We start from the raw sequence: 26,687 nt of genomic DNA, 5'->3' as shown, positions 1-26,687 counted from the left end.
TTCCGCCGGACGGCTTCTCTTCGTCGCCCAGGCGCACCGCCCAGGCGCACCGCCCGAGGCCGTCCGCCCGGAACAGGCCGAGGCCCCGTGCCGCACGGGGTCACGGGGCCTCGGATGATGCCGGAAGGTCAGCCCTTGCGGGCCTTGATCTCCTCGGTGAGCTGCGGAACGACCTCGAACAGGTCACCGACCACGCCGTAGTCGACCAGGTCGAAGATCGGGGCCTCGGGGTCCTTGTTGATGGCCACGATGGTCTTCGAGGTCTGCATACCGGCGCGGTGCTGGATCGCGCCGGAGATACCGGCGGCGATGTACAGCTGCGGCGAGACGGTCTTGCCGGTCTGGCCGACCTGCTGGGTGTGCGGGTACCAGCCGGCGTCCACCGCGGCCCGCGAGGCGCCCACGGCCGCGCCGAGGGAGTCGGCCAGCGCCTCGATCAGCGCGAAGTTCTCCGCGCCGCCCACACCGCGGCCGCCGGAGACCACGATCGCGGCCTCGGTCAGCTCCGGACGGCCCGTCGACTCACGCGGCGTACGGCTGGTGATCTTCGTGCCGGTGGCCTGCTCGGAGAACGTGACGTTCAGCGTCTCGACCGCACCGGCGGCCGGGGCCTGCTCCACGGCCGCGCTGTTGGGCTTGACGGTGATGACCGGGATGCCCTTGGTGACCCGGGAGGTGGTGGTGTAGGACGCGGCGAACACCGACTGGGTGGCCACCGGGCCCTCGTCGGACGCCTGCAGGTCGACGGCGTCGGTGATGATGCCGGAGCCGATGCGCAGCGCCAGACGGGCGGCGATCTCCTTGCCCTCCGCGGAGGAGGAGACCAGCACCGCGGCCGGGGAGACCTGCTCCACCGCGGCCTGCAGGGCGTCCACCTTCGGCACCACCAGGTACTCGGCGTACTCGGCGGCGTCATGGGTGAGGATCTTGACCGCGCCGTGCTCGGCGAGCGTGCCGGCGGTGTCGGCGGCCCCCTCGCCGAGGGCGACGGCGACCGGGTCGCCGATGCGGCGGGCCAGGGTCAGCAGCTCCAGGGCGGGCTTGCGGACGACGCCGCCGACGTGGTCGACGTAGACGAGGACTTCAGCCATGGGACTTCTTCTCTCCTGCGTGCGAAGGTGTGCGGGGCGGGAAGCGAGCTCGAACCGTTGAGGCTCAGATGAACTTCTGGCTCGCGAGGAACTCGGCGAGCTGCTTGCCGCCCTCGCCCTCGTCCTTGACGATCGTGCCCGCGGTACGGGCCGGACGCTCCGCGGCGCTCTCGACCTTGGTGGAGGCGTTCTCCAGGCCGACCTCGTCCGCGTCGATGTCCAGGTCGGACAGGTCCCAGGAGGTGACCGGCTTCTTCTTGGCCGCCATGATGCCCTTGAAGGACGGGTAGCGGGCCTCCCCCGACTGGTCGGTCACCGACACCACCGCCGGCAGCGAGGCCTGAAGCTGCTCGGAGGCGGTGTCCCCGTCGCGGCGGCCCTTGACGACGCCGTCCTCCACCGACACCTCGGACAGCAGCGTCACCTGCGGCACGCCCAGACGCTCGGCCAGCAGGGCCGGCACCACACCCATGGAGCCGTCGGTGGAGGCCATGCCGGAGATCACCAGGTCGTAGCCGGCCTTCTCGATCGCCTTGGCCAGCACCAGCGAGGTGCCGATGGCGTCGGTGCCGTGCAGGTCCTCGTCCTCGACGTGAATGGCCTTGTCCGCACCCATGGACAGCGCCTTGCGCAGCGCGTCCTTGGCGTCCTCCGGGCCCACCGTCAGCACCGTGACCTCGACGTCGTCGTCGGAGTTCTCGGCGATCCGCAGGGCCTGCTCGACCGCGTACTCGTCCAGCTCGGAGAGCAGACCGTCCACGTCGTCCCGGTCGACGGTCAGGTCATCGGCGAAGTGCCGGTCGCCAGTGGCGTCGGGCACGTACTTCACAGTGACAACGATCCTCAAGCTCACGCCGGCTCTCCTACTGCATCGTCATGTGGGCTGCCTTCCTGCAGGCAGCATAGGCGCCTGAAGCGGCCGATCACGGGCGGGGGCGACCGCACGCTCCGGGCCGCATATTACTCGTCAGTACACTCAGTCCATGCCCGCTAAGCAAGCGCTTTGAACTGTGACCTTCGCAACGCAGCGTAATCGGAATCCGACAAGTCCGCAGGAGAGCGGAGCCGTGATCAATCACGCAGTGCGGTGAAGCGCCCCTGGTGGTACAGGAGCGGACGTCCGGTGCCCGTGGGGTCGCCGTGCACGACCTCGGCCAGCACGATGCGGTGGTCCCCGGCGGGTATCCGCGCGACGACGCGGCACACCAGCCAGGCGAGCACGCCGTCGAGGACGGGGACGCCCTCGGGGCCCTCGCGCCAGGAGGTCGGTGCTCCGAAGCGGTCGGCCCCGCGGCGCGCGAAGGTGGCGGCCAGCTCCTCCTGGTGCTCGCCGAGTATGTGGACGCCGACGTGACCGGTCGTGGCGATCACCGGCCAGCTGGACCCGCCGGTGGCGATGCCGAAGGAGAGCAGCGGGGGCTCGGCGGAGACGGAGGTGAGGGAGGTGGCGGTGAAGCCGACCGGACCGGCCTCGCCGCGGGCGGTGATCACCGCGACCCCCGCCGCGTGCCGCCGGAAGACGGAGCGCAGCAGATCGGCGGAGGCGGGCCGGGGAGTGCCGGAAGCGGTCGGGTCGGTGGTGGCCGTCGGGGGGCAGGCCGTCATGGAGTGGTCCTTCTGCTGGGAGACGAGCGGGAGCCGTGGCTGCTAGCAGTCCGGACAGCGTGCGCTCGTACAGCGGACGAGACCGGTGCGGCGGGCTCGTCCGGAAGGAAGGAGTTCCATGGGCATGCAGTCAGGCTGACGATGGTTGGCAGGCGCAGTCAAGCATCTTCTCTCCTGTGGGAGATGTCTCACCCCTCAGGGGCGCGGGCCCAGCACCGCCTCTCCCAGGGCCGCGATGACGTCCGCCTTGCGCGGCTGTCCGGCGGCGTGCCGCACGATGCGGCCGTCGGCGTCGAGGACGAGCACGGTGGGTGTCCTCAGAATCCCGAGCCGGCGTACGAGTTCCAGATCGGCCTCGGCGTCGATCTCGATGTGCGTGACCCCGGGAACCATGCCGGCCACCTCGCCGAGGATACGGCGGGTCGCCCGGCAGGGGGCGCAGAAGGCACTGGAGAACTGCACGAGCGTGGCGCGTGCGCCGAGATCCCCGCCCAGTTCGGCCGGCCCGAGCCGCCTGCTTTCGTCGTCCTGTCCGCCCACCCGTGCTCTCCGTTCCACCGCCGCGCACCACCGGCCCGGTCGTTCTTCTCTTCCGTTCTTCTCTCCGGCTTTTCGGCCTTCTCTTCAGCGCCGCCGGGGGCACGGGGATTCCCGTTCGGTGGGCCGAAAGGGTCAATCACAGGGCCGACGTGACGAGGATCTCGCCGAGGACGGGCACGTGGGCTGGCTCCGCGGCCGTTCTTGGGGCACGATCTGCGGCAGGCCGTAAACCTACGGCAGCGTAACTTCCGCCGGGATTCCCTTCCCTGGCAGAGAGAAGGGTCCGCCGCGTTCATGGCAGAACTCGTCTACCGTCCCGTCATCGGTCTCGCCCGCACGATGCTCAAGGTGTGGGACCTCAGGATCGACTGCCGGGGATCGGAGTACATCCCGCGCTCGGGCGGCGCCGTGCTGGTGAGCAATCACATCAGCTATCTGGACTTCGTCTTCAACGGGCTCGCCGCGCTTCCGCAGAAGCGCCTGGTGCGCTTCATGGCGAAGGAGTCGGTCTTCCGGCACTGGCTCTCCGGGCCGCTGATGCGCGGCATGAAGCACATCCCGGTGGACCGCTCCCGGGGCGAGACGGCGTATGCGCACGCGCTGGACTCGCTGAGGTCCGGTGAGGTGGTCGGGGTGTTCCCGGAGGCCACGATCTCCCAGTCGTTCACCCTGAAGAGCTTCAAGTCGGGTGCGGCACGGCTGGCCCAGGAGGCGGGCGTCCCCCTGATCCCGATGGCGGTCTGGGGCACGCAGCGCCTGTGGACCAAGGGGCATCCGCGCAACCTCAGACGCAGCCACACCCCCATCACGATCCGGGTGGGCGAGGCCGTGGACGCCCCTCGCGACCAGTACGCGGGCGCCATCACCCGCCGTCTGCGCGAGCGGGTCCAGGAACTGCTGGAAGCCGCCCAGCGCGCCTATCCCCTCCGCCCCGGGGAGCAGCACAACGCCTGGTGGCTGCCGGCCCACCTCGGCGGCACCGCCCCGACCCCGGAGCAGCTGCGCACGGCCGAGGCGCTCTGACGCGTGACGCACTGCCACGTAAGCGCGACGCACCGCCGGGTAAGCTGACGGAAAGTCAGTTCCCGTACCGCGAGCGGGGGGTGCCCGTGGTCACGTTCGGTCTCATGTTCGGTGCGTTCGCGATGCCCGCCCTGCTGCTGATCGTCGTGATCCCGCGGCGCGGCAACCGCGCGACGGAGAACGCCGACGGGCTTCTCATCGAGCAGGCCCGCCGGCTCCAGGCGCACCAGGACCGCGTGTCGTTCGACGCCTCGACGGTGCTCAGTGCCGGCCCGGTCATGAGCGACCTGCACCACCGCCGTCGGTGAGGCGGCCGGGCGGGTCAGGACACGGACTGCGGCTCCCCCACGGTGACACGCGCCCCGGGGCTGAACTTCTCCAGCAGTTCGGCGAGTTCACCGGCCGCCGCCCGTACCTCGGCGGCCGGCATCGGGGGCAGGCTCTCCAGGAGGAAGAGGGCCGAGGTGGTCCGTTCGGTGAGGCGGGTGCGGGGGCCCTGGCGCCAGTTCCAGCGGCGGCAGGTCACCCCGGCCTCGTCGCGCCACACCACCTCGCCCGCGTCCGGGTGCTCGACGGTCTCCTCGCCGTCGGCCATGGTCACGAAGTCCTCCTCCCCGCCGGCGCGCACCAGGCTCATGGCGCCCTGGATCAGGTCGAGGTCCTCGCCGCCGACGGGAACGAGGTGGGCGACGCTGACGGCGTTGTAGAGGTCCACGAGCACATTGATGCGGGGCAGCCCGGCGTCCGACAGTGCCCGCCGGGCCAGCGCCTCGGCCGAGTTGCGGGTGCGGGAGGGCTTGGAGCCGAACGCGGAGTACACCGCGCGCCAGGCGGCCATGTGCGGGTCCTCCTGCGGGGCGCGCCCGTCGAGACGTACGGCCAGACGGCGGGCCGCATCGTCCAGGAGTGCCGAACTGGCCTCGGTGCTCGGGCCGTTGACCAGGCCATGGGCCTCGATGGCCACATAGGTGAAGCCGGGTGCGAGCGCGCGCACCTCGTCGGACACGGTGAGGGACAGCGTCATCTTCTTCCGCCTCGGACTCGGAGTGCGTCCGGCAGCGACTTCCACAGCCGCGGCCGGTCGGGAGCAGCCTTGAGGGCGGCCAGTACGGCCGGATGCGGTTCAGCGTACAGTACCGGATAGTCCACTTCACTCGACTTCGGGTCCGGTACGAAGGCCAGGCGCTCACCGGTCAGGGAGAACTGCGCGTCGACGCCCGGCTTGTTGCCGCGCGGGTCCTGCCGGTGCCAGGTTCCGTCGAACCATACGGCGACCAGACCGTGCGCCACGTGCCCGCCGCCCGCGTCCCGCGTCAGACGCTGGCAGCACAGCGCGGCCGGGATGCCCTCGGCCCGCAGCAGGGCGGCCAGGGCATGGGCCCTGGCGTGGCAGATACCGGTGCGCTGCCGCAGGACGTCCGAGGCCCGCCAGGTGACCCGCGGGTCGCCCGAGTCCTGCGCGTGCGGAATGGCGTCGCGGACGAACTCGTATGCGGCTCGCGCATAATCATGCGAATCCACCACCCCCTTCGCGAGATGCGCGGCCGTCTCCCGGACCACCGGATGCCCGTGGTCGATCGCCTCGCCGGCGGCCAGACAGGCGGACAGGTCGGGGGTGCCCTGGATCAGCTCCATGCCCGCGGAGCACAGGAATGCGGCCACCCGGAAGCCAATGATTTTCCAGGTGACCGCATATCCATGCGGGCTACCGGCGGGCCATCTCCTCCTTCACGGCCGCCACGAACGTGTCCACGTCGTCCTCCGTGGTGTCGAAGGAGCACATCCAGCGCACCACGCCCTCGGCCTCGTCCCAGAAGTAGAAGCGGAAGCGCTTCTGCAGGCGCTCGCTCACCTCGTGCGGGAGCCTGGCGAAGACGCCGTTGGACTGGACGGGGTGGACGATCTCCACGCCGTCGACGGCCCGTACGCCCTCCGCGAGCCGCTGCGCCATCTCGTTGGCGTGGCGGGCGTTGCGCAGCCACAGGTCCTTGGCGAGCAGCGCCTCCAGCTGCACCGACACAAAGCGCATCTTGGAGGCGAGCTGCATGCTCATCTTGCGGATGTGCTTCATCCGGCGCACGGCGTCCTGGTTGATGACGACGACCGCCTCGCCGAACATCGCGCCGTTCTTCGTCCCGCCCAGGGAGAGGATGTCGACGCCGACCGCGTTGGTGAAGGTCCGCATGGGGACGTCCAGGAAGGCCGCCGCGTTGGCGATGCGGGAGCCGTCCAGGTGCACCTTCATCCCGCGGGCGTGGGCGTGCTCGCAGATCGCCCGGATCTCCCCGGGCGTGTAGACGGTGCCCAGCTCCGTGCTCTGGGTGATCGAGACGACCTGCGGCATCGCGCGGTGCTCGTCCTCCCAGCCGTACGCCTGCCGGTCGATCAGCTCGGGCGTGAGCTTGCCGTCGGGGGTGGGCACGGTGAGCAGCTTCAGACCGCCCATGCGCTCGGGCGCACCGCCCTCGTCGACGTTGATGTGCGCGCTCTCGGCGCAGATCACCGCGCCCCAGCGGTCGGTGACCGCCTGGAGGGCGACCACATTCGCACCGGTGCCGTTGAACACCGGGAACGCCTCGGCCGTGGCGCCGAAGTGGCTGCGGACGACCCGCTGGAGGTTCTCGGTGTAGTCGTCCTCTCCGTACGCCACCTGGTGCCCGCCGTTGGCCACGGCCAGGGCGGCGAGCACCTCGGGATGGACTCCGGCGTAGTTGTCACTGGCGAAACCGCGGACCTCGGGGTCGTGACGGCGACGTGCGTCGGTCTTGGGAGGGTTCACGGCTTCTCGGTCAGCCACAGACGGTTTCCGTTCACTTCCGCGGCGGGCTTGTTCCACACGTCGACGATGGCGTCGGCCAGGTCCTTGACGTCCGTGAAGCCCGCGAACTTCGCGTGGGGGCGCTCGGCGCGCATAGCGTCGTGCACCAATGCCTTCACCACCAGGATCGTAGCCGCCGACGTCGGCCCGTCGGGGCCCCCCGCCTTGCGGAAGTAGTCGGCCATGGCCAGCGTCCACGCCTCGGCGGCGGCCTTGGCGGCGGCGTACGCGGCGTTGCCCGCGGTCGGTTTGCTGGCGCCCGCGGCGCTGATGAGCACATACCGGCCGCGGCTGCTGCGCTGCAGCGCCTCGTGGAAGGCGAGGGAGGTGTGCTGCACGGTGCGGATCAGCAGCAGTTCCAGGAAGTCCCAGTCGTCCAGGCTGGTCCTGGTGAACGTCTCGCTGCCGCGCCAGCCGCCGACGAGATGGACCAGCCCGTCGACCCGGCCGAAGTTCCTCTCGATGCTCGCGGCCCACTCATGGGTGGCCTTGAGGTCGAGCAGATCGACCGTGTCCCCGGTGACGGTGGCGCCGCCGGCGGCATACCTCGCCGCGTCCACGGCTTCCGAGAGCCGCTGCGCGTCGTTGTCCGCGCCGACGACGGTCGCGCCCGCCTCGGCGAGCCGGAGCAGCGTCGCCCGGCCGGCCGGTCCGCCCGCGCCGGCCACCGCGATCACCGCGCCGCCGAGCGCTCCGTTCCCCGCCATGTTCCTCGCCTCCTGAGCAGCGTTCCCGGTCTCGCGGTCCTTCACGCGGCGACCTGTTCGGGGCTGTTCCTCGTGATGCCCCGCGTCGAGGCGATCACCTTCTTCAGTTTCCTGGACAGCGCCTCGTAGAACATGCTCAGCGGAAACTCGTCCGGAAGCACGTCGTCGACGAGCTTGCGCGGCGGCTGGGTCAGGTCCAGGGCGTCGGGACCCTTGGCCCACTTGGAGGCGGGGTGCGGGGCGAGGTAGGTCGAGACCAGCTTGTAGCCGGCGAACCAGTGCACCAGCTTCGGCCGGTCGATGCCGTCGCGGTAGAGCTTCTCGATCTCGGCGCACAGCTGGTTGGTGACCTGCGGGACGCGCTCCCAGTCGATGGAGAGCTTGTTGTCCTTCCAGCGCACCACGTCGTGCTGGTGCAGGTAGGCGAAGAGCAGCTGGCCGCCCAGTCCGTCGTAGTTGCGCACGCGCTCACCGGTGACCGGGAAGCGGAACATGCGGTCGAACAGCACGGCGTACTGCACGTCGCGGGCCTGGGCGACGCCCTCCGCCTCGAGCTTCACGGCCTCCTTGAAGGCGGTGAGGTCGCAGCGCAGCTCCTCCAGGCCGTACATCCAGAACGGCTGGCGCTGCTTGATCATGAACGGGTCGAAGGGCAGCTCGCCGTGGCTGTGGGTGCGGTCGTGGATCATGTCCCACAGCACGTAGGCGTCCTCGCAGCGCTTCTGGTCGTGGATCAGCCCGGCGATGTCCTCGGGCAGCTCGAGGCCGAGGAGGTCGACGGCGGCGGCGGTCACCCGGCGGAAGCGGGCCGCCTCGCGGTCGCAGAAGATGGCGCCCCAGGAGAACTGCCCCGGCACCTCGCGCACGGCGACGGTCTCGGGGAAGAGCACGGCGGAGTTGGTGTCGTAGCCGGCCGTGAAGTCCTCGAAGGTGATGGCGCAGAACAGCGGGTTGTCGTAGCGGGTGCGCTCGAGCTCGGCCAGCCAGTCCGGCCAGACCATGCGCAGGACGACCGCCTCCAGGTTGCGGTTCGGATTGCCGTTCTGCGTGTACATCGGGAAGACGACCAGGTGCTGCCGGTCGTGCTCGCGGTGCGCGGCGGGCTGGAAGGCCATCAGGGAGTCGAGGAAGTCGGGCACCTCGAAGCCGCCCTCGGCCCAGCGCTGCAGATCCTTCACGAGCGCCTCGTGGTAGGCGGCGTCATGCGGCAGCAGCGGGGACAGCTCCTCCACGGCGCCGATCACACGGCGTACGGCGGCCTCGGCGTCCGCGCGGTCGGGGGCGCCCTCGGCGGTGAAGTCGATCGAGCCGTCCTTGGACTGCCATGGCCGGATGCGCTCCACGGCATCCTTGAGCACGGGCCACGCCGGGTGATCAATCACCCTGCTCACCGAAGGAACCTGCCCCTCCGCACCCGGCTGCACAAGAATTTCCGTCATGACCCATCCTCCACGGGAGAACCTTGCGTGAGAAGACCGTATACATATGAGGTTTCTCCCAGCAAGGGGATCTTCGGGAAGATATCCCGTGCACACCCGCTGTAACCGCTTATTTTCCTGTTGAGCACCCGGATGACGCGAGTTCCGTCGGTTCGATCAGCGCCGCGCTCTTCTCGCGGTCTCCTCGCAGTCCTCTCCGTACCGGGCGCGGTTCCCCGCTGCGGGCGATCACGCGCGGGCCGCGGCTTCAGCGGTCAACACGCGCGACGACTCGCCCACACCGGGGTGATCTCTCCGGCCGGTGTGCCCCCGTGCCACCCCGGCTGTCACTCCACTGCCCCATGTACGCGGGGTTCCAACGCGGCGCCGGGCCACTAGGCTGCGGCACTGCCGCGCGGACAGGGTCTGTCCGCTCCGCGCCGCTCCGAGCCGCCGTCGACGGAAGCGAGTTGAATCTTGTACTTCCTTACCATCGGTCACCGCGGAGTCATGGGTGTCGAGCCCGAGAACACCCTTCGTTCCTTCGTCGCCGCCCAGCAGGCCGGCCTGGATGTCATCGAACTCGATCTGCACCTGAGCAAGGACGGCGCGCTCGTCGTCATGCACGACGCCGAAGTGGACCGTACGACCGACGGCAGCGGCGCGATCGCCGACAAGACCCTCGCCGAGCTGCGCTCGCTGGACGCGGGGCGCGGCGAGCGGATCCCCACCTTCGAGGAGGTCCTCGACGCCGTGCGCACTCCGCTCCAGGCGGAGATCAAGGACGTGGCCGCGGCCCGTGCGCTGGGCGAGGTCATGCGGCAGCGGGACCTGACCTCCCGGGTGGAGGTGTCCTCGTTCCACGACGAGGCGATCATCGAGATCGCCCGCCTGGTGCCGGGCGTCCGCACGGCGCTCGTGGCCCAGTACTACGGCACCGATGTCGTCGAACGCGCCGTCGCGGCCGGTGCCGCGACGCTCTGCCTCGACCTCCGCCGGCTCACCCTGGAGGTCGTCGAGCACGCGCGCAGAGCGGACCTGCGGGTCATCGGCTGGGTCGTGAACACCCCGGAGCATCTGCGGCTGGCCCGCGCGTTCGAGCTGAACGGGGTGACCACCGACTACCCGGAGATCAAGCGCACGGGCCGCTTCACGGCGTAGCCGGTCCGGGCCGGCCCGCCCGTCCCGGTTGTCCCGGTTATCCCGGTTATCCAAGTTCCTTGACCAGCAGCTCGAACTCCAGGTCGTCGCGCTGCGGAATGCCGAAGCGTTCGTCGCCGTACGGGAAGGGGCTGGTCTTTCCCGTACGGCGGTAGCCGCGGCGCTCGTACCAGGCGATCAGCTCCTCGCGCACCGTGATCACGGTCATGTGCATCTCCTCGGCGCCCCACTCCTCCCGGACCAGTCGCTCCGCCTCGGCGAGGACCGCCTTGCCCAGGCCGGCGCCCTGCAGCCCGGGGCTGACGGCGAACATCCCGAAGTAGGCGTGGTCACCACGGCGCTCGAGCTGGCAGCAGGCGACCACACGGCCGTCCCGCTCGGCCATCAGCATCCGGCTGTCGGGGGACTTGATCACCTCCAGTACACCGTCCGGGTCCGTCCGCTGCCCCTCGAGGATGTCCGCCTCGGTGGTCCATCCGGCCCGGCTGGCGTCCCCGCGGTACGCCGACTGGATCAGGTGCACCAGCGTGTCGACATCGGCGTCCGAGGCGTCGCGGAAGGTCAGTGGTCCGGTGACGGCTGTCTCCATGGGGGTGCCTTTCGAACTGGGGGCGCGGCTGTGCGGCGAATGGGGCAATCCTGCCACTAGGCTCCCGGTGCATGGTGCATGTGCTCAGCAGTCGGACACTGCTCCGGCCCACCGACCCCGAACGCTCCCGTGCCTTCTACGGGGAACAGCTGGGACTCGCCGTGTACCGGGAGTTCGGGACGGGGCCCGAGCGGGGCACCGTCTACTTCCTCGGCGGCGGCTTCCTGGAGCTCTCGGGGCGCTCCGACACCCCGCCGTCCCCCGCCGTGCGGCTCTGGCTCCAGGTCGAGGACGTGGCCGCCGCCCACGAGGAGCTGCGGGCCAAGGGCGTACGGATCACACGTCCGCCGGTGCGCGAACCGTGGGGTCTGATCGAGATGTGGATCGCCGATCCGGACGGCACGCCCATCGTCCTCGTCGAGGTGCCGGCGGACCATCCGCTGCGGTTCCGGCCCGGGATCTGACCCGAGGCGCGTCACCGGCCCGTCCGGGCGGCGCGTCCGGCACCGAGTACCGGCCGGACCGTTCCCGCTGGCCCGTGTCGGCGGGCGGGGCTAGCGTGCTGGTGGGTGGGGACGAGCCTTCCCGGAGGGTGCCATGGAGTTCGACAAGCCGGTGGTCGGCGGACCCTGCTGGGCGGAACTGGGGACCAGCGATCCGGAGGCGGCCACACGGTTCTACGGCGAGATCTTCGGCTGGCGCATGCGGCGCGACCCCCGGCTGGTCTCGGGCGACTACACCATCGCACATCTGGGTGACGCGGCGGTCGCCGCGATCACCCCCCTGTACCAGGAGTCCCAGCCGGTCTCGTGGAACGTCTCGTTCTGCGTCGCCGACGCCGACGAGGCGGCGAACAAGGTCGTGGAGGCCGGCGGAACGGTGATCCACGGGCCGGTGGACATCTACGACGAGGGCCGCTTCACGGTGGCGCTCGACCCGTCCGGCGCGGCCTTCCAGATGTGGCAGCCCCGGGACTTCCACGGTGCCGACGTGTTCAACCGGCCCGGGTCCCTGGGCTGGGTGGAGCTCGCCACCCGGAACGTCGAGAGGGCCCGGGACTTCTACACGAGCGTGTTCGGCTGGAGCGTCAACGCCTCGGAGTGGTACACGCAGTGGGGCCTGCACGGCGAGGACTTCGGCGGGGTGACCGCGATGCACGGCCGGTTCCCGGCCGACATACCGCCGCACTGGATGCCGTACTTCGCGGTGGAGGACGTCGACGCGACCACGGACGTCGCGGTACGGGCCGGTGCCAAGGCCCTGCTGGAGCCCACCGTCGTCCCGGAGGGCCCCCGTATCGCGGTGCTGCGCGATCCGCAGGGCGCGACGTTCGGCGTCTACCGGTCCGCACAGGAGCCCCTGGCGGGGCAGGAGGAGCAGACGGGGCAGGAGGGTCCGGAAGACCGGTGACGGAGTGACCGGGGCGATCGAGGTGATCGGGTGATCGGGTGATCGGGTGATCGGGCCGGGAAGGCCGAGGCCCGCGCCGCAGCACCGCAGTCCCCGCCGCGCTCAGGCCCGCAGCGTTCCGGGCGGCCCTCCGGCCGTCTCAGCAGCTCGCCGAGGAGCGCGGCCGGCTCTCCCCGCGCCGTCCTGTCCGGACCGGACAGGACGGCGCTTTCGTGGGCGGGCTGCTCCGGCAGGACGCCGTCGATGAGGGCGCGCCCGGTCTCCGTGGTCACGTCCGCGCCGGTCACCGGGGCGTGCGGGCCCTGGCGTCGTATCGCCGCAGCGGGCGTACGGTGCGCGGACCGCTCGGCGAGCACCATCCGCTCCTGGGCAGGGCGCGCTGCTCATGACGAACAGACCCCAGAGATATTTTAATAGTAAAATATATGCGTGACCTGGCGCTGACCTGCTGCGCTTCGCTGAATGCTCCCGTGCACCCCTTTGCGCCCGTATGCACACCCCGGGCCGCGGGCATCGCTTGACCGACGGTCTGCCGTCCGGCGGCGGCCCGGATCCGTCGAGCGGGTCGAACGGGGAGGTGGGGGGTGCACGGACCGGTTGCGGCCGCCTGGCTGCTGGTGACGCTGTGCACGGTGACCGGGGCGTACTGCCTGCTGCGCATGCGCAGCACCACCGGGGAACAGCGCCGGACCGCGGGCGGTGAGGCGCTGATGGGCTTCGGCATGGCCGCCATGGCCGTACCGGCGGCGGTGTTCACGCCTCCCGCGTGGGTGTGGTCGGCCTACGCGGTGGTCTTCGGAGCGGCGGCGCTGCACGCGCTGTGGTCGGCCCGGCGCGGTCCGCGCCATCTGCACCACGCGGTGGGCGCGTCGGCCATGGTCTACATGTCGGCGGCGATGGCCGTCTCGCCCGGCTCCCACCACATGCCCGGCGGGACGGGGATACCCCTGGTGACGGGCGCGCTGCTGCTGTACTTCGCGGGTTACGTCCTGCTGTCCGGCATCCGGCTGGCCCCTGCCGGGGCGGTGGCCGGGAGCACGGCGGGCGAAGGCACGGGCTGGGGCGGCCGGCCGGAACTGGAGCGGGCGTGCCGCCTCTCGATGGGGATGGCCATGGTGGCCATGCTGCTGGCCATGTGAGAACGGCGCGAAACTGTACGAAACAGCACGAAACGGCACGGGACGGCATGGGACACGCGTGAGACGGCATCGGCCGTCGGCGGACGCAAGGGTGCGGCACCGTGGTCTGTGTCACTTTGCCCTGCGGAGCCGTACCTATGGGCAGCCGCCCGCTCATAGGCTGCATGCATGGTGGTCCCCGCAGTCCTGTTGCTGCTCGGCGCGCTCATCGCCATCGTTGCCCCCCGACTGCTCGCCCGGGCCGACTGGCCGGACCGGGAACCGGTGCTGGCGTTGTGGGTGTGGCAGTGCGTGGTGGTCGCGGTCCTGCTGTGCTGCGCGCTGTCGATGACGCTCAGCGCCGCGGCCGCCTGGCAGGAGGTGCGCGGCCATGTGTTCGCCATGGCCCCGCGCGGGGTGGTGGAGGCGTATGCGTTCGGCGCGGCCGGGGTCTGGGCACCGGCCGCCGCGGTGGCCCTCGCCTGCGGCGGGGTGTGGAGCGCGGTGATGCTGGTCCGCGAGGTCCTGCGGGCCCGGGCGCGGCGGCGCCGCCGACGGGCCGAACTCCTCGCCCGTGTTCCGCTGTTGCCCGGTGAGGAACCCGGCAACGACCGGCTCGTCGTCCTGGAGGACGAGCGGCCGAACGTCTGGTGGCTGCCCGGTCCCTCGCCCCGGCTGGTCATCACCACGGCCGCGTTGCAGCGGCTGAAGGGGCGGCAGCTGGACGCCGTCCTCGCGCACGAGCAGGGCCATGCGCGAGCCCGGCACGACTGGCTGCTGCACTGCTCCTCCGCGCTGGCGAACGGCTTTCCCCAGGTGCCGGTGTTCGCCGCGTTCCGCGACGAGATGCACCGGCTGGTCGAACTCGCCGCCGACGACGTGGCCTCGCGCCGCTTCGGCCGTCTGACGACCGCCCTCGCCCTGGTCGAACTCAACGAGCACCGTGGCGTGTTCGGTCCCTACTCCCCTTCCGGGGCCCAGGTCCCCGAGCGGGTGCACCGCCTCCTCACTCCCCCGGCCCGGATGACGGCGGCCCGCAGACTGCGCCTGACGGCACTCGCGTCGCTCGTACCGGTGATCCCGATCCTGGTGGCGTTCGTCCCGGGGCTGAGGGCGCTGGGCTGACCGGCGGCTCCGGCCGCGGGGACCACCGACGCCCTTCCGCAACCAGGTGGCCGGGGTGTCCGGGATGCGCGACGTTCCCCCATGGCCGCCGTGCTCTTCGGCTTCTCCGGGACTCTCTTCCGCGTCGAGCCCACCGAGTCCTGGCTGCGTGCCGTGCCCGACGAGGCGGGCATCACGCTGGAGGAACGGGAGTCGACCGAGACGGCGCGGGCGCTGGAGGAGGCGGGACGCTGCCGGGCGACGCGTCCCCGTGCGGCTGCTCGAGGAGCCGGCCGGGCTGTGGGAGGTCCGGGACCGCGGCACCGAACAGCGCCGGGCCGCGTGCACCGGCCTCTCCCGCCAAGTGCCGCTGCCGGACCCCGTGTTGCACGACGCGCTGTACGACCGGCGCATGACTCCGGCGGCCTGGACGCCCTACCCTGACGCGGCCGAGGTGCTGTGCACCCCGCATGAGCGCGGGATCGGCGTGGGGGTGGTGAGCAGCATCGGCCGGGACCTGCGCCCGGTGTTCCGCGTCCACGGCCTCGCCCCGTACGTCGGCACCCATGTGCTGTCGTACGAGCGCGGCATCCAGAAGCCGGACCCGCGTCTGTTCGCACCCGCCTGCACGGCACTCGGCGCCGGCGTGGGGGACGTGCTGATGGCCGGCGACAGCCGCCATGCGGACGGCGGCGCGGCGGCCCTGGGCTGTGCCGTGCACTTCGTGGACCATTTGCCGGTCGCGGACCGGCCGTTCTCCTCATCCGTTCGGTGAACCCGCAGCGGGCGATCGCCTCCTCGCCCCACCAGCCGTGAGCCACCGGCCGGCCATCAGCAGCGAGGACGAGGTGGAAACGGTCGAGCCGCACATGGTCCAGGTTCACAGGCGCGAGCGTCTGCTCCGGCGGAACGGGCGCCCGGAATGCGGCGATCGCCCGTGGCTGCGGGCCATCACCTCTGAGCGCCAGCCACGGTGACGCGTCAACAGGCCCGCCCGACTGGGGTCAGTGCGCATCCGCTCCTGACGGAGAGAGCCGAGGCCCCGGTTTCCCGGAGCAGACGAGCGACACCCCTCCAGCGTGCCGGAACCACGTCGCCGAATCGTCACAAATCAATGACTGTGCCCCTAGAGGCACGCAAGTCGCCCCGAAAGTCGCTAAGTTCATCGCTTCCACGATCAACCCCCGGGGGTAACCATGACGAACCCATACACCGCACCGGCCCGGCCCGCGCCGAAGTGGGCGCGCAAGCGTTTCGTCCTGCCCGCGCTCGGGTTTGCCTTCTTCCTCGGCACCGGCGTCGGCACCGGTGACTCCCAGCCCAAAGACGATGCGAAGCCTGCCATGACCAAACCCCAGCCCACGGTGACGGTCACCGCGACGACGACCGCCGGCCCCGAGCCGGCGCCCACCGTCACCAAAATCGTCGAAGTGGAGGTGAAGGAGACCGTCACCGTGCAGCCCGCCAGCCGCACCGGCGGAAGCGGAGGAAGCAGCGGGGGCAGCGGAGGCAGCAGTAGCAGTGGAGGCGGAGGCAGCAGCGACAACAGCGGCGGTGGCAGCACCTACTACCCGAACTGCGCTGCCGCCCGCGCCGCCGGCGCCGCGCCCGTTTACCGCGGTGAGCCCGGCTACGGCCGGCACCTCGACCGGGACGGCGACGGTGTCGGCTGCGACCGCGGCTGACGGACAATGGCCCGCTGCGACGGGGGACGTGTGCGGCGGGCGCTGCAGTCCGTGGTGCCGCACGGCCAGTGACAGGGCGGCAGGACCCCGCACACCGTCACCGACGTGACCGGCGCACCGGGAAAGAGGCCCTGAGCGACAACACCACCTGGGGCTGAACCCCCGACAGCACAACGCCCTCACAGCCAGGAGCTGCGAGGGCGTCATCGTGGCCGGGCGTCGCGCCGGCGGGACGGCTTCTTTCCCTGGATCGAGGCTTGATGCTGTCGGCCCGCAGAGCCGGCGCGGCGAGCGAGAACGCGGAGAAGGAACCGTCGGTGCGGTCACCGAGGTGAGCGAGGAGCGCACCGCGGCCTCGTCGGAAGGCACCTGCCGGAGAGGTGATCTCCCAGAAATCTCCCAAGGCCGGGACGCAGGACGCGCAGGAAGAGGTCGCCGCCTGGTCGATCCGGGATGACCTGCGGACTCTCCCGGGATGCCGGTTCGGCGGGAAGCACCGCGGGTCCGTCTCGGGCGATCCCCCGCGTCGCCCGAGACGGACGGCAGTCCGGCCCCTCGCTCCGCCGGGGCCGGCGCTCTGGGACGAGTATAGTTGGCTGGCGGCCAGTCAACCTAGGAGTTTTCGCATGTCTCCGCGCAGCGCCTCGGCCAATGAAGAGTTGCGGCGGCGTTCCCGGGAGCGGCTTCTGCAGGCTGCGGTCGAGCTGGTCGGTGAACGCGGGTACGAGGCGACGACGCTCAGCGCCATCGCCGACCGCGCGGGGGCGGCCCGTGGTCTGGTCTCCTACTACTTCCCCGGCAAGCGCCGGCTGGTGCAGTCCGCCGTGCACCGGCTGATGCACCGCACGCTCCAGGAGGCGCTGGAACGCGAACCGCGCACCGAGGACGGCCGGGAACGGCTGGCGCGGGCCATCGACGCGATCCTGGGGCTGGCCCGGGACCGGCCGGTGCTGATGCGGGAGCACATGGCGGGGATCCTCCAGGAGGAGGGCTTCGTGCAGTGCCCGGAGCAGCAGCGGCTCGCCCAGCTCCTGCGGGACACCATCGCCCGGCACGGTTCGACGGACGTCGACACCGACTACCCGATGCTGCGGGCCCTGCTGATGGGCGCCGTCTACGCGGCGCTGGTGCCCGGGGCACCGATGCCGGTGCCGGTGCTGCGGGCGGAGCTGTTCAAGCGCTACCGGCTCGACTGGGACATGGGCCTGCCGCCCGAGAAGCAGCCCGGCGGATCCTGCGACACCGATCTGTCCCGCTTCTTCGCCACCGGCCGGGACCCGGAGCCTCCACCGGAGCAGTAGGTCCGGGCGGAGGGGCCGGCGGCCCCGAAGCCCCGGTCCGGCGCGGCCGGCGGTACGGCTCGTCGGGCGACACGCGGGCGGTCCCGTGGCGCCGGTCTGCTCCGGCGGGCCTGTTGGTGCGATGCTGGAGCCATCAGCGATCTCCTCCGATCCCCCGGGGTAAGGAGTTCCGCCGTGCTGCGTGTCGCCGTCGTCGGCTCGGGGCCGAGCGGGTGCTACACCGCTCAGGGCCTCGTCCAGCAGGACTCCTCGGTGCGTGTCGACGTGCTCGACCGGCTGCCGTGCCCGTACGGGCTGGTGCGCTACGGCGTGGCGCCGGACCACGAGAAGATCAAGTCCCTGCAGAACAACCTGCGCACGATCCTGGAGCACGAGCGGGTCCGGTTCCTGGGCGGCGTGCACGTCGGCGGCTCCGGCGGGCTGTCCGTCGCCCGGCTGCGGGAGCTGTACCACGCGGTGGTGTACTGCGTGGGCGCCGCCGCCGACCGGCGTCTGGGGATCCCGGGCGAGGATCTGCCGGGCAGCTGGTCGGCGACCGAGTTCGTCTCCTGGTACAGCGCCCATCCGGATGCCGTGGACGACGGTTTCGTACGGGGTGTGCGGTCGGCCGTCGTCATCGGCGTGGGCAACGTCGCCGTGGACGTCACCCGTATGCTGGCCCGCGGCGCGGCCGAGCTGAGGCGCACCGACATGCCCGAGGGCGCGCTGACCGCTCTCGCGGCGAGCCGGGTGACCGAGATCCACATGGTGGGCCGGCGTGGCCCCTCACAGGCCCGCTTCACGACCAAGGAGCTGCGCGAGCTGGGTCTGCTGCCGGACACCGACGTCGTCGTCGATCCGCAGGAGCTGGCGCTGGACCCGGCGTACACGGACCCCTCGGCGCTGCCCACCGCCCAGCGCCGCAACATCGAGGTCCTGCGCGGCTGGGCCGAGGCGCCCGCGAGGGGCGGCTCCCGCCGGATCCGGCTGCGTTTCTTCCTGCGGCCCGCCGAACTGCTCGCCGTGGACGGCAGGGTGGGAGCGGTACGGCTGGAACGCACGGTGCCGGACGGGCACGGCGGCGTGACCGGGACGGGGCGGTACGAGGACATCGCGGCCCAGCTGGTGCTGCGCTCCGTGGGCTACCGCGGGGTGCCGCTGGAGGGGCTGCCCTTCGACACCGGTACCGGCACGGTGCCGCACCGGGCCGGGCGTGTCCTGCGCGACGGCGCCGTCGCGCCGGGCGAGTACGTGGCCGGGTGGATCAAGCGGGGCCCCACGGGGGTCATCGGCACCAACCGGCCCTGTGCGAAGGAGACGGTCGCCTCGCTGCTGGCGGACGTGCCCGCGCTCGTCCGCAGGCAGGTCCCGGACGACGCCGTCCCCGTTCTGCGCGCCGAGGGCGTCGAGCCCGTGGAGTGGGCGGGCTGGCGGGCGATCGAGCGCGCCGAGGCGGCTCTCGGCGCCTCCCTGGGCCGCGACGTGGTCAAGCTCCCGGACTGGGAGTCCCTGCGCGCGGCGGCACGCAGCGGGGTCTCGTAGAAACCTCTCGTCGAATCGGCCGCGAGCCGGCCGCCGTCCCCAGCGCCCGCCCGGTGGGAACGAGTCCCCCGGCGTCAGGGGGCCGCCGGCCGTCAGGACCGCGCCGGTTCCGGGGACTCGTCCTCGGGAAGGAGGCGGACGACCGCCTCCTCCAGGCGGGGCAGGGCTCGCTGGCCTGCCAGGGCCAGGGCGATCGCCACGGCGACGCCGGTCCAGGCGAGGGGGCCGAGCGGGGTGCAGCCCAGGACACGGCTGACGCCGGGCGTCTGGATCAGCGCGACGAGGGCGACCGCGGAGCCCAGGGACGTCCCCCGGACCAGCCTGCTGTCACGGCGGTCGAGCAGGGTCTGGGCGAGCTGGGTGCCGACCACCCCGCACAGGGCCATCGTGCTGGAGCGGCGGTGGGTGCCGGGCGTGAAGCGGCCGATCAGCCAGGCCGTGAGCGCGCCCAGGCATGTGGTCAGGGCGCGATGGCGGATCTGCTGGATCAGCGCATCGCCCAGGACTCCGCCGGCCGCGTCCTCCGGCGTCGCCGACTGTGCCTGTTCGCCGCCCTTCTTCGGGGTCACCGCGACCGCCATCGCCGGGAACAGGTCCGTGAACAGGTTCACCAGGAGCATCTGGCGCGTGGACAGCGGCGCGGTGCCCGACAGCAGCGTACCGAGGAGGCCGAAGCCGACCTCGCCGGCGTTGCCGCCGATCAGGATGGCGATGGCGTCGGCGACGCTGTGCCACAGGGCGCGGCCCTCGCCGATCGCGTCGATCAGAACGGTCAGGTCGTCGTCGGTGAGGACGATGTCGGCGGCGTTGCGCGCGGCCGCCGAGCCGCGGGCGCTGATGCCGACGCCGATGTCGGCGGCGCGGATCGCCGCGGCGTCGTTGGCGCCGTCGCCGACCATGCCGACCACCCGTCCCGCGTCCCGCAGTGCCTCGACGACCTGCAGCTTCTGCTCGGGCGCGACCCGGGCCACGACCCCGGCGTCCCGCAGCATCCGGGCCCGGACCCTGCGGGTCGCGGCGGCGAGTTCGTCGCCGGTGACCACGACGGTGTCCTCGGGCCAGCCCAGTTCGGTGGCGATCGCCCGGGCGGTCTGCGGGTGGTCCCCGGTGAGCATGACCGGTCGTACGCCCTCTTCGTACAGACCGCGCACCAGGGCCGTGGACGTCTCGCGGGGCACGTCCGACAGCCCCAGCAGACCGATGAACTCCAGCTCCCGCAGGTCGTGTTCGAGCGCGTCGCCGACGTCCTCGTGCTCGTCGAGCCGCCGCTGTGCCACCGCCAGCACCCTCAGTCCGCGCCCGGCCAGCTCCTGCGAGGTGCCGGGGGCGTGGGCCGGGAGGCCGGCGCAGGCGGGCAGGACGGTCTCGGGGGCGCCCTTGACCACGAGCACCCGGGGGCCGTCCTGGGTGTGTCCGACGGCGGCGGCGTATCCGCGGGCGGCCTCGAAGCCGAGTTCCTCGAGCTGCACCCAGTCCGGGTCGGGGCCGGCCGCCTCCAGGACGGCCTCGTCGGTGGCGTGCACCGGCCGGTCGGAGCCGCCGTTCAGCCGCGGGCAGGCCCGCGCGGCGGCCCGCAGCGTCGGTGCGGCCTCCTCGTCGCCGGCCGCGTGGATCGTCCCGGCGGTGTCGGAGACCCGCACCACCCGCAGCCGGTTCTCCGTGAGGGTGCCGGTCTTGTCGAAGCAGAGGGTGTCCATCCGGCCCAGCGCCTCCAGCGTCCGCGGGGTCCGTACGAGGACGCCCCCGCGGCTGAGCCGCCGTGCCGCCGCCAGCTGCGCCACCGTGGCCACCAGCGGCAGCCCCTCGGGGACGGCGGCCACGCCGACCGCCACGCCGCCGCTGACCGCCTCGCGGATCGGGGTGCCGCGCAGCAGCGCCAGAGCGGTCACCCCGGCTCCGCCCGCCAGGGTCAGCGGCAGGGCCTTGCGGGTGAGTTCCTGGAGCCGGGCCTGCACCCCGGCGGCCGGGGGCGTGCGGGCGGCCAGGTGCACGGCGCGGGCGGCCTCGGTGTGCTCCCCGATGTCGACCACGACGGCCCGGGCCTGTCCGGCCACCACGGTCGTGCCCTCGAAGACCATGCAGAGCCGGTCGGCGACCGCGGCGTGCGGGGTCGGGGCGACCTGCTTCTGCACCGGCAGCGACTCCCCGGTCAGCGCGGACTCGTCGACCTCCAGGCCCTCCTCCCACAGCAGCCGGGCGTCGGCGGGCACCACGTCGTCGCCCTTCAGCTCGATCACATCGCCGGGCCGCAGCTTTCCGGCGTCGACCGTACGGGGCTCGCCGGCCGGGGCCCCGTTCCCGGAGGGCGCGATGCGCGCCTTCCGCTTCTGTTCGGCGAGCAGCCCGGACAGCGCCCGCTCGGCGCGCAGCCGCTGAACGCCGCCGACCAGGGCGTTCAGGTCGAGGGCGCCGACGACGAGCAGGGCGTCCGTCACGGAGCCGAGGATCGCGGAGGCCGCCGAACCGACGGCCAGGACGGGGGTGAGGGGGTCGCGCAGTTCGCCGCGCACGGCCCGGCCGAGGTCGTAGGTCCAGCGGACCGGGGTGAGGGCGGGGTGCCGGAGAAGACGGCCGGCGGTCCTGCCGATCCGTTCGGTGACCTGCTCCAGCGGGCTCGGTACGGCGTCGTCCGGCTGGTGCTCCAGCCGCTCCAGGGTCTCGTCCGGGTCCAGTTCGTGCCAGTGCACGCGCGGGTGCGGGTGCGGGGCGGGGGCCGACACCACGCCGAGGGCCGCTCGCGTCCCGGACAGCAGGGCGATCGCCGCGGCGATGTCGACCGGTGCGTGCCGCAGTCCCGGCAGCAGGGCACGGCGCACGGCTCCGACGCCGCCCTTGGCCTTGACCTTGGACCGTGCCTCGCCGATGGCCACGAGCAGTCCGGACAGCGCGGCGCCGGACCTGGCGAGGGTCTGGGCCCGGTGACCCACCGTCCGGGCGGCCGGGACGGCGGTCAGCACCCGCCACACGTCGGGCAGTCCGTGCAGGGCCATGATGTCCGCGTCCCACATCACGGCGGCGTCACGGTCCGTCAGGGCGATGGCGATGTCGCTGCCGCGCAGCCCGGCCAGGATGTCGCGGTCGTCGGCGGTCCGCACCCGGGCGACGGTGATGACCGCCCCCTCTCCGCCGCGCAGCCCGTACACCACGTCGTCCAGGGGACGCCGGGCGTCCACGACCTGGTCGGCGAGGGCGGTGAAGTCCTCCAGGGCCGGGTCCTCCACCACGACGACCCTGAGACCGGCCCGGCGGGCCGCGTCCAGGACCGGCTCGACCCACGGGTCCGCCTCGCCGCCGCCGGTGCGCAGCGCGCTCGGATGCAGGACGACGGTGCCGGCCATCTCCAGCTGCCGCAGCCGCTCCGGGGCGCGGACCAGGACACCGGTCCGGGCGAGCGCCGTGCCGAGGACGCACTGGAAGGCGGCGGGTCCGTAGCGCGCGGCCTTGGGCGACCCCGCGAGCACCGCCTCGGCCGCCTCGGACAGCTGCTGCTTGACCAGCAGGGTCGCCACCGCGCCCACCAGACTGCCGGCGGACGCGTGGTTGGCGTACTCCTGGGCCGGCGAGATGCGCAGCGGCGGGCGGGCGGAGACGTCCGTGGCCACGCTGGTGCGACGAGGGGCGCACAGCTCGTCGTGGACCGCGTCGAAGGCGGCCGAGCGGGCCATCGTGTCGGCCAGCTGGCCGGCACGCAGCGCCCCGTCCAGGATCAGCGAGGCGGGGGTCTGGCCGGCGCCGTGCGCGGCCGCGTTCGCCCAGGCCAGCAGGAGTTCCATGCGGGACCTGCCCAGCCGGGCGCGCAGCCGGTCGCGGAATCCGGGGTTCTCCCGCAGCAGCGTCACCACGGCGGTCACCATGCGGGGCGAGGGCGGCAGGCGCAGGAAGTAGGCGCCGAGGGCCGCGAAGATGCCCACCAGGTCGGCGGCGAACGCGACCGCGGCGTCCCGCACTCCGGCCGGGTCGGCGGGATGCGTCATCTCCTCCGGGTCGTCGCCCGCCAGGACCAGCCCGTGCCGGACGGCGAGTTCACAGGCGTGGTCCACGACCCGGTCGGCGGCCTCCTCCTCCGCCACGGTCACGACCAGACGCGCGAGCCCCTGGTCCCAGTAGGCGAAGAGCACGTCCGGACGCTCGGCCAGCGCCGCGGCCAGGTGCCGGGTCAGGTGTTCCATTCCGCCCGCGCGTCGCACCCGGTCCGGGTCCGCGGGCCGCAGCGCGAGGTGCGCCCGTGTGCCGGACCGCCAGTGGGGGCTTGTGCCGGGCAGCGCGTTCCCGGCGACGCGCACGACCCGTACGGCGGCGTCCACGCCGCGCACACCGGCCCGCGCGGTTCCGGCCACCGCGCCGGCGGCCGCTCCCACCACGGGGGCCGCCGCCCGTGCGAGCAGGCCGGCGGCGGCCGACGGTGCCGTCAGCAGACCGAGCACCATGACGCCCCCCTCAGAGGATGGTGCGGCCGGGCCGCGCCGTCGGGCCGAGAGGGCCGGTGGACGCGTTCTCCCGGGGCGTCCTGCCCGACGTTCCGGTGTCCGGCGGGGCGGCCCGCCTCCCGGAACCGGTTCCTTCCTCGGGCCTCGGCGCCGCCGCGCCGGTGAGCGCGACGGGCCGCTCCACCCCACCGGCGGCACCGAGCACTCCGGCCCCGGTGCGGACCGCGCTCCCCCGCCCGCGCGGCGACACGGCGCCGGCCTTGTCCGGCGTTTCGTGCGCGGCCCGGCCCACCACCCCGGCGCCCGGCACCCTTCGCAGCGCCGCGGCCGCGCCGTGGAACGGCGCCGCAAGGGCCGATGACGACTTCTGCCCAGCCATGACTCTCCTCGCGAGGTGAGACCGTCCTGCGTGCCGCCCGGGTGCCCACGGCCGTGCCGGTCACCCCCTCCCTCTCGGGCCCACTCCCAGGGAACGTCACCGGTCACGCCCCCGCCACCGGACACTCCTCCCGCCGGGTGCTCCCTCCGTTGCCGTACGGCGCGGGACGGCGAGCAGGACGACGCCGCGGACGCGGGCGCCCCGGACATGGGCGTGGTGTGCTCCGGGCGTGGACGCGGACGCCCTCGGACGGGGACGCGGGCGGCGAGCCGCCGGTGGGCGGCGACCGGTTCACCGCCCCGTGCGGCCGAGCATCTCCTCGGTCAGTTCCCGCCGGTGGTCGGTGTACGCGGCGCGCAGCCCGGGGCCGGGCCAGCCGGCGGGGAGCAGCGGTGCGGGCAGGACGGGGTCGGCCAGCAGGTGCCGTACGACGGCCGCGAGGACGGTGAAGCGGTCGGCCGGCCGCTCCGCGCGCGCCAGGTGGGCGAGCAGCGCCTGGGCGGTGGCCGCCCACTCCTCGAGCGGCCACAGGCTCGCGGCCAGGTCCGGTGCGGAGAGCCCGGGGCGGCCGGTGAAGCGCCGGGTCACCCGGTCCAGGTCGTCGGGCCAGGGGCGGCACAGGTTGGCGGGGCGCAGCCAGACGCCCTCGCGGAGTTCGGCGAGTCTCAGGGCGGTCAACCGGGCGCGCAGATCGGCGCGTTCGGCGGGCCCGCGGCCGGTCGCCGTCACCACGGCCATCTCCCACTCCCCGTCCCAGGGCCGTGTGGCGGGGTGCACGGCCGCGTCCTGGCGCCGCTGGCGCTCCAGCAGCCGGTCGCTGAGGCCGTAGACGGTGTCCGAGCGCCGCAGGTCCCCGGCGGCCACCATCCGGCTGAGCGCCGCCCGCAGGGTGGATCCGCTCACCCCGAGGGGTTCGACGGCCCGCACAAGGTCCCTCACCGGCAGTTCGGGCGGGTGCGTGCCCAGCAGCAGGCTCAGGACCACCGACCGTGCGGACAGCGGGCGCAGCTCGATTCCGGAGGGCTCCTGGGAGGCGTTCACGGGCACGTACTGTACGTCCCCGATGTTGCACTATTGATGCGACCGCAGAGACAGTGCAACATGAGCCGCATGGCCTCGATACTCGCGCACGCACCGTCGTCCTCCACCCACACCGTCACCAACCAGCCCCCTCCCCTGACCCCGTACGACGCGTCCGACGACGCGGCGCTGCTGGAGGGCCTGCGCCGGGAGGGCGCGGGCTGGGCCGAGCCGGACCTGCGGCGGCTCGGGGCGCTGGCGGGCGGTGAGGAGGCGCAGGAGTGGGCCGAGCAGGCCAACCGGTACGAGCCCGAGCTGCGCACCCACGACCGGTACGGCAACCGGATCGACGAGGTCGAGTTCCACCCCAGCTGGCACCACTTGATGCGGACCGCGGTCGCCGAGGGGCTGGCCGGCGCACCCTGGGCGGACGACCGGCCCGGCGCCCATGTGGCCCGTATCGCGGGCGCACTGGTGTGGGGACACACCGACGCCGGGCACGGGTGTCCGACGTCGATGACGTACGCCGCCGTGCCCGCCCTGCGCGCACAGCCCGAACTCGCCGCCGTCTACGAGCCGTTGCTGACCAGCCGGGTGTACGAGCCCGGACTGCGGACGCCGACCGGGAAGCGGGGCCTGCTCGCGGGCATGGGGATGACCGAGAAGCAGGGCGGCTCCGACGTACGGACGAACACGACGACCGCCACGCCGACCGCCGAGCCGGGCGTCTACACCCTGCGCGGGCACAAGTGGTTCACCTCGGCGCCCATGTGCGACGTCTTCCTGGTCCTCGCGCAGGCCCCGGGCGGCCTGTCCTGCTTCCTGGTGCCGCGCGTGCTGCCCGACGGCAGCCGCAACACCTTCCGCATCCAGCGGCTCAAGGACAAGCTGGGCAACCGGTCCAACGCCTCCTCCGAGCCGGAGTTCGACAACACCGTGGCCTGGCTGGTCGGGCCCGAGGGGCGGGGCGTCAAGACCATCATCGAGATGGTCAACTGCACCCGTCTGGACTGCGTGATGATGTCGGCGGCGCTGATGCGCAAGACGCTCGTGGAGGCCGGCCACCATGTACGGCACCGTGTCGCCTTCGGTGCGCCGCTGATCGACCAGCCGCTGATGCGCAACGTACTGGCCGACCTGGCGCTGGAGTCGGAGGCCGCCACGACGCTCACGCTGCGGCTGGCCGGTGCGGCCGACCGGGCGGTGCGCGCGGACGGCGACCGGGAGGGCGAGGCGGCGTTCCGGCGGATCGCGACCGCCGTGGGCAAGTTCTGGGTCACCAAGCGGGGCCCGGCCTTCACCGCGGAGGCCCTGGAGTGCCTGGGCGGCAACGGCTATGTCGAGGAGTCGGGCATGCCCCGGCACTACCGCGAGGCGCCCCTGCTGTCGATCTGGGAGGGCTCGGGGAACGTCAACGCCCTGGACGTGCTGCGTGCGCTGAGCCGGGAGCCGGCCACCGCGGAGGCCCTGTTCGCCGAACTCGGCGCGGCCCAGGGGGCCGACGCCCGTCTGGACGCGGCGGTGACCCGGCTGAAGGCCGGTCTGGGCGAGGCCTCACCGGTGGGCGCACGCCGCCTGGTGGAGCTGATGGCGCTGACGCTCCAGGCGTCCCTGCTCGTCCGGTACGCTCCGCCCGCCGTCGCCGACGCCTTCTGCGCGACCCGGCTCGGCGGCGACTGGGGCCACTCCTTCGGCACCCTGCCGGCCGGCGCGGACCTCGACGCCATCCTGGAGCGGTCCCTGCCGGGGTAGGACCTCCGGGCGCACGCA

The 26,687-nt window shown here is 72.7% G+C and carries 24 protein-coding genes and 1 pseudogene; 12 read left to right on the top strand and 13 right to left on the bottom strand.

Annotated elements, in window-relative coordinates; all coding sequences use genetic code 11:
* Positions 1-128: 128 nt before the first annotated feature.
* The 4 genes from ABD224_RS18575 to ABD224_RS18560 form a co-directional block, all read right to left on the bottom strand.
* Positions 129-1,091 (bottom strand): electron transfer flavoprotein subunit alpha/FixB family protein, encoded by a 963-nt coding sequence (locus tag ABD224_RS18575; RefSeq protein ID WP_344051221.1) that lies wholly within the window; start codon positions 1,089-1,091, stop codon positions 129-131.
* Positions 1,092-1,155: 64 nt separating this feature from the next.
* On the bottom strand, positions 1,156-1,944 hold the full coding sequence (locus ABD224_RS18570; RefSeq protein ID WP_344051219.1) for an electron transfer flavoprotein subunit beta/FixA family protein: 789 nt from the start codon (positions 1,942-1,944) through the stop codon (positions 1,156-1,158).
* Positions 1,945-2,162: 218 nt separating this feature from the next.
* Complete coding sequence (locus ABD224_RS18565) at positions 2,163-2,696, bottom strand: flavin reductase family protein (protein WP_344051216.1); 534 nt, start codon at positions 2,694-2,696, stop codon at positions 2,163-2,165.
* 195 nt (positions 2,697-2,891) lie between these two features.
* The gene (locus tag ABD224_RS18560; protein ID WP_344051214.1) at positions 2,892-3,254 is read right to left on the bottom strand and encodes a TlpA family protein disulfide reductase; all 363 of its coding nucleotides are present in this window, start codon (positions 3,252-3,254) and stop codon (positions 2,892-2,894) included.
* Positions 3,255-3,530: 276 nt separating this feature from the next.
* Here ABD224_RS18560 and ABD224_RS18555 point away from each other — a divergent pair, with 276 nt between their 5' ends.
* The gene (locus tag ABD224_RS18555; RefSeq protein WP_344051212.1) at positions 3,531-4,259 is read left to right on the top strand and encodes a lysophospholipid acyltransferase family protein; all 729 of its coding nucleotides are present in this window, start codon (positions 3,531-3,533) and stop codon (positions 4,257-4,259) included.
* 104 nt (positions 4,260-4,363) lie between these two features.
* Positions 4,364-4,567, top strand: a complete 204-nt coding sequence (locus ABD224_RS18550; RefSeq protein ID WP_344051210.1) for a hypothetical protein — start codon at positions 4,364-4,366, stop codon at positions 4,565-4,567.
* A 14-nt stretch (positions 4,568-4,581) separates the two neighbouring features.
* Here ABD224_RS18550 and ABD224_RS18545 read toward each other — a convergent pair whose 3' ends face one another.
* The 5 genes from ABD224_RS18545 to ABD224_RS18525 all read right to left on the bottom strand — a co-directional run bounded on the left by ABD224_RS18545 (position 4,582) and on the right by ABD224_RS18525 (position 9,223).
* Entirely contained in the window at positions 4,582-5,283 is a 702-nt protein-coding gene (locus ABD224_RS18545) for a B3/B4 domain-containing protein (protein WP_344051208.1), read from the bottom strand.
* Positions 5,280-5,894 (bottom strand): transglutaminase-like domain-containing protein, encoded by a 615-nt coding sequence (locus tag ABD224_RS18540; protein ID WP_344051256.1) that lies wholly within the window; start codon positions 5,892-5,894, stop codon positions 5,280-5,282. The genes ABD224_RS18545 and ABD224_RS18540 overlap by 4 nt, the downstream gene beginning before the upstream one ends.
* A 70-nt stretch (positions 5,895-5,964) precedes the next feature.
* Entirely contained in the window at positions 5,965-7,038 is a 1,074-nt protein-coding gene (locus ABD224_RS18535; protein ID WP_344051205.1) for a threonine aldolase family protein, read from the bottom strand.
* The gene (locus ABD224_RS18530; RefSeq protein WP_344051204.1) at positions 7,035-7,784 is read right to left on the bottom strand and encodes an SDR family NAD(P)-dependent oxidoreductase; all 750 of its coding nucleotides are present in this window, start codon (positions 7,782-7,784) and stop codon (positions 7,035-7,037) included. The genes ABD224_RS18535 and ABD224_RS18530 overlap by 4 nt, the downstream gene beginning before the upstream one ends.
* Positions 7,785-7,825: 41 nt before the next feature.
* Positions 7,826-9,223 carry a DUF6421 family protein gene (locus ABD224_RS18525; RefSeq protein ID WP_344051203.1) on the bottom strand — a complete coding sequence of 466 codons (1,398 nt, stop codon included), beginning with the start codon at positions 9,221-9,223 and terminating at the stop codon, positions 7,826-7,828.
* 456 nt (positions 9,224-9,679) lie between these two features.
* Here ABD224_RS18525 and ABD224_RS18520 point away from each other — a divergent pair, with 456 nt between their 5' ends.
* Positions 9,680-10,363, top strand: coding sequence for a glycerophosphodiester phosphodiesterase (locus ABD224_RS18520; protein ID WP_344051200.1), 684 nt, complete (start codon positions 9,680-9,682; stop codon positions 10,361-10,363).
* Between the two features lie 46 nt (positions 10,364-10,409).
* On the opposite strand, the gene ABD224_RS18515 is transcribed toward ABD224_RS18520, so the two are convergent.
* Entirely contained in the window at positions 10,410-10,952 is a 543-nt protein-coding gene (locus tag ABD224_RS18515) for a GNAT family N-acetyltransferase (protein WP_344051198.1), read from the bottom strand.
* Between the two features lie 71 nt (positions 10,953-11,023).
* On the opposite strand from ABD224_RS18515, the gene ABD224_RS18510 reads away from it, so the two are divergent.
* The 8 genes and pseudogenes from ABD224_RS18510 (at position 11,024) to ABD224_RS18475 (ending at position 19,091) form a co-directional block, all read left to right on the top strand.
* Positions 11,024-11,416: a VOC family protein gene (locus tag ABD224_RS18510; protein ID WP_344051196.1), complete on the top strand. Its 393-nt coding sequence runs from the start codon at positions 11,024-11,026 to the stop codon at positions 11,414-11,416.
* 133 nt (positions 11,417-11,549) lie between these two features.
* Positions 11,550-12,362, top strand: a complete 813-nt coding sequence (locus ABD224_RS18505) for a VOC family protein (RefSeq protein WP_344051193.1) — start codon at positions 11,550-11,552, stop codon at positions 12,360-12,362.
* A 584-nt stretch (positions 12,363-12,946) separates the two neighbouring features.
* Positions 12,947-13,501, top strand: coding sequence for a DUF5134 domain-containing protein (locus ABD224_RS18500; protein WP_344051190.1), 555 nt, complete (start codon positions 12,947-12,949; stop codon positions 13,499-13,501).
* A gap of 168 nt (positions 13,502-13,669) precedes the next feature.
* On the top strand, positions 13,670-14,605 hold the full coding sequence (locus ABD224_RS18495) for a M56 family metallopeptidase (RefSeq protein WP_344051188.1): 936 nt from the start codon (positions 13,670-13,672) through the stop codon (positions 14,603-14,605).
* 81 nt (positions 14,606-14,686) lie between these two features.
* Positions 14,687-15,359, top strand: a pseudogene (locus ABD224_RS18490) (HAD family hydrolase).
* 421 nt (positions 15,360-15,780) lie between these two features.
* Entirely contained in the window at positions 15,781-16,269 is a 489-nt protein-coding gene (locus ABD224_RS18485; protein WP_344051186.1) for an excalibur calcium-binding domain-containing protein, read from the top strand.
* 626 nt (positions 16,270-16,895) lie between these two features.
* Complete coding sequence (locus tag ABD224_RS18480; protein ID WP_344051184.1) at positions 16,896-17,570, top strand: TetR/AcrR family transcriptional regulator; 675 nt, start codon at positions 16,896-16,898, stop codon at positions 17,568-17,570.
* A 174-nt stretch (positions 17,571-17,744) separates the two neighbouring features.
* Complete coding sequence (locus ABD224_RS18475; protein WP_344051182.1) at positions 17,745-19,091, top strand: FAD-dependent oxidoreductase; 1,347 nt, start codon at positions 17,745-17,747, stop codon at positions 19,089-19,091.
* 92 nt (positions 19,092-19,183) lie between these two features.
* Here ABD224_RS18475 and ABD224_RS18470 read toward each other — a convergent pair whose 3' ends face one another.
* From ABD224_RS18470 to ABD224_RS18460, 3 genes are all read right to left on the bottom strand, one after another.
* Complete coding sequence (locus ABD224_RS18470; RefSeq protein ID WP_344051180.1) at positions 19,184-23,518, bottom strand: cation-translocating P-type ATPase; 4,335 nt, start codon at positions 23,516-23,518, stop codon at positions 19,184-19,186.
* A 10-nt stretch (positions 23,519-23,528) separates the two neighbouring features.
* Positions 23,529-23,897 (bottom strand): hypothetical protein, encoded by a 369-nt coding sequence (locus ABD224_RS29475; RefSeq protein ID WP_425581003.1) that lies wholly within the window; start codon positions 23,895-23,897, stop codon positions 23,529-23,531.
* A 291-nt stretch (positions 23,898-24,188) separates the two neighbouring features.
* Positions 24,189-24,938: a PaaX family transcriptional regulator C-terminal domain-containing protein gene (locus ABD224_RS18460; protein WP_425581002.1), complete on the bottom strand. Its 750-nt coding sequence runs from the start codon at positions 24,936-24,938 to the stop codon at positions 24,189-24,191.
* A 69-nt stretch (positions 24,939-25,007) separates the two neighbouring features.
* Here ABD224_RS18460 and ABD224_RS18455 point away from each other — a divergent pair, with 69 nt between their 5' ends.
* Positions 25,008-26,669 (top strand): acyl-CoA dehydrogenase family protein, encoded by a 1,662-nt coding sequence (locus ABD224_RS18455; RefSeq protein WP_344051176.1) that lies wholly within the window; start codon positions 25,008-25,010, stop codon positions 26,667-26,669.
* The last annotated feature ends 18 nt before the right edge of the window (positions 26,670-26,687 follow it).

Origin of the sequence: Streptomyces thermoalcalitolerans (assembly GCF_039525155.1) — a bacterium.
Taxonomy (GTDB): Bacteria; Actinomycetota; Actinomycetes; order Streptomycetales; family Streptomycetaceae; genus Streptomyces; species Streptomyces thermovulgaris.
This window is presented reverse-complemented; position numbering and strand designations above follow the sequence as displayed.

What these genes read in the sequence shown, in the direction of transcription:
- ABD224_RS18575 (WP_344051221.1), bottom strand. Translation starts at nt 1,091, where the DNA reads ATGGCTGAAGTCCTCGTCTACGTCGACCACGTCGGCGGCGTCGTCCGC.
- ABD224_RS18565 (WP_344051216.1), bottom strand. Translation starts at nt 2,696, where the DNA reads ATGACGGCCTGCCCCCCGACGGCCACCACCGACCCGACCGCTTCCGGC.
- ABD224_RS18555 (WP_344051212.1), top strand. Translation starts at nt 3,531, where the DNA reads ATGGCAGAACTCGTCTACCGTCCCGTCATCGGTCTCGCCCGCACGATG.
- ABD224_RS18550 (WP_344051210.1), top strand. Translation starts at nt 4,364, where the DNA reads ATGTTCGGTGCGTTCGCGATGCCCGCCCTGCTGCTGATCGTCGTGATC.
- ABD224_RS18545 (WP_344051208.1), bottom strand. Translation starts at nt 5,283, where the DNA reads ATGACGCTGTCCCTCACCGTGTCCGACGAGGTGCGCGCGCTCGCACCC.
- ABD224_RS18540 (WP_344051256.1), bottom strand. Translation starts at nt 5,894, where the DNA reads ATGGAGCTGATCCAGGGCACCCCCGACCTGTCCGCCTGTCTGGCCGCC.
- ABD224_RS18530 (WP_344051204.1), bottom strand. Translation starts at nt 7,784, where the DNA reads ATGGCGGGGAACGGAGCGCTCGGCGGCGCGGTGATCGCGGTGGCCGGC.
- ABD224_RS18525 (WP_344051203.1), bottom strand. Translation starts at nt 9,223, where the DNA reads ATGACGGAAATTCTTGTGCAGCCGGGTGCGGAGGGGCAGGTTCCTTCG.
- ABD224_RS18515 (WP_344051198.1), bottom strand. Translation starts at nt 10,952, where the DNA reads ATGGAGACAGCCGTCACCGGACCACTGACCTTCCGCGACGCCTCGGAC.
- ABD224_RS18510 (WP_344051196.1), top strand. Translation starts at nt 11,024, where the DNA reads ATGGTGCATGTGCTCAGCAGTCGGACACTGCTCCGGCCCACCGACCCC.
- ABD224_RS18505 (WP_344051193.1), top strand. Translation starts at nt 11,550, where the DNA reads ATGGAGTTCGACAAGCCGGTGGTCGGCGGACCCTGCTGGGCGGAACTG.
- ABD224_RS18495 (WP_344051188.1), top strand. Translation starts at nt 13,670, where the DNA reads ATGGTGGTCCCCGCAGTCCTGTTGCTGCTCGGCGCGCTCATCGCCATC.
- ABD224_RS18485 (WP_344051186.1), top strand. Translation starts at nt 15,781, where the DNA reads ATGACGAACCCATACACCGCACCGGCCCGGCCCGCGCCGAAGTGGGCG.
- ABD224_RS18480 (WP_344051184.1), top strand. Translation starts at nt 16,896, where the DNA reads ATGTCTCCGCGCAGCGCCTCGGCCAATGAAGAGTTGCGGCGGCGTTCC.
- ABD224_RS18470 (WP_344051180.1), bottom strand. Translation starts at nt 23,518, where the DNA reads ATGGTGCTCGGTCTGCTGACGGCACCGTCGGCCGCCGCCGGCCTGCTC.
- ABD224_RS29475 (WP_425581003.1), bottom strand. Translation starts at nt 23,897, where the DNA reads ATGGCTGGGCAGAAGTCGTCATCGGCCCTTGCGGCGCCGTTCCACGGC.
- ABD224_RS18455 (WP_344051176.1), top strand. Translation starts at nt 25,008, where the DNA reads ATGGCCTCGATACTCGCGCACGCACCGTCGTCCTCCACCCACACCGTC.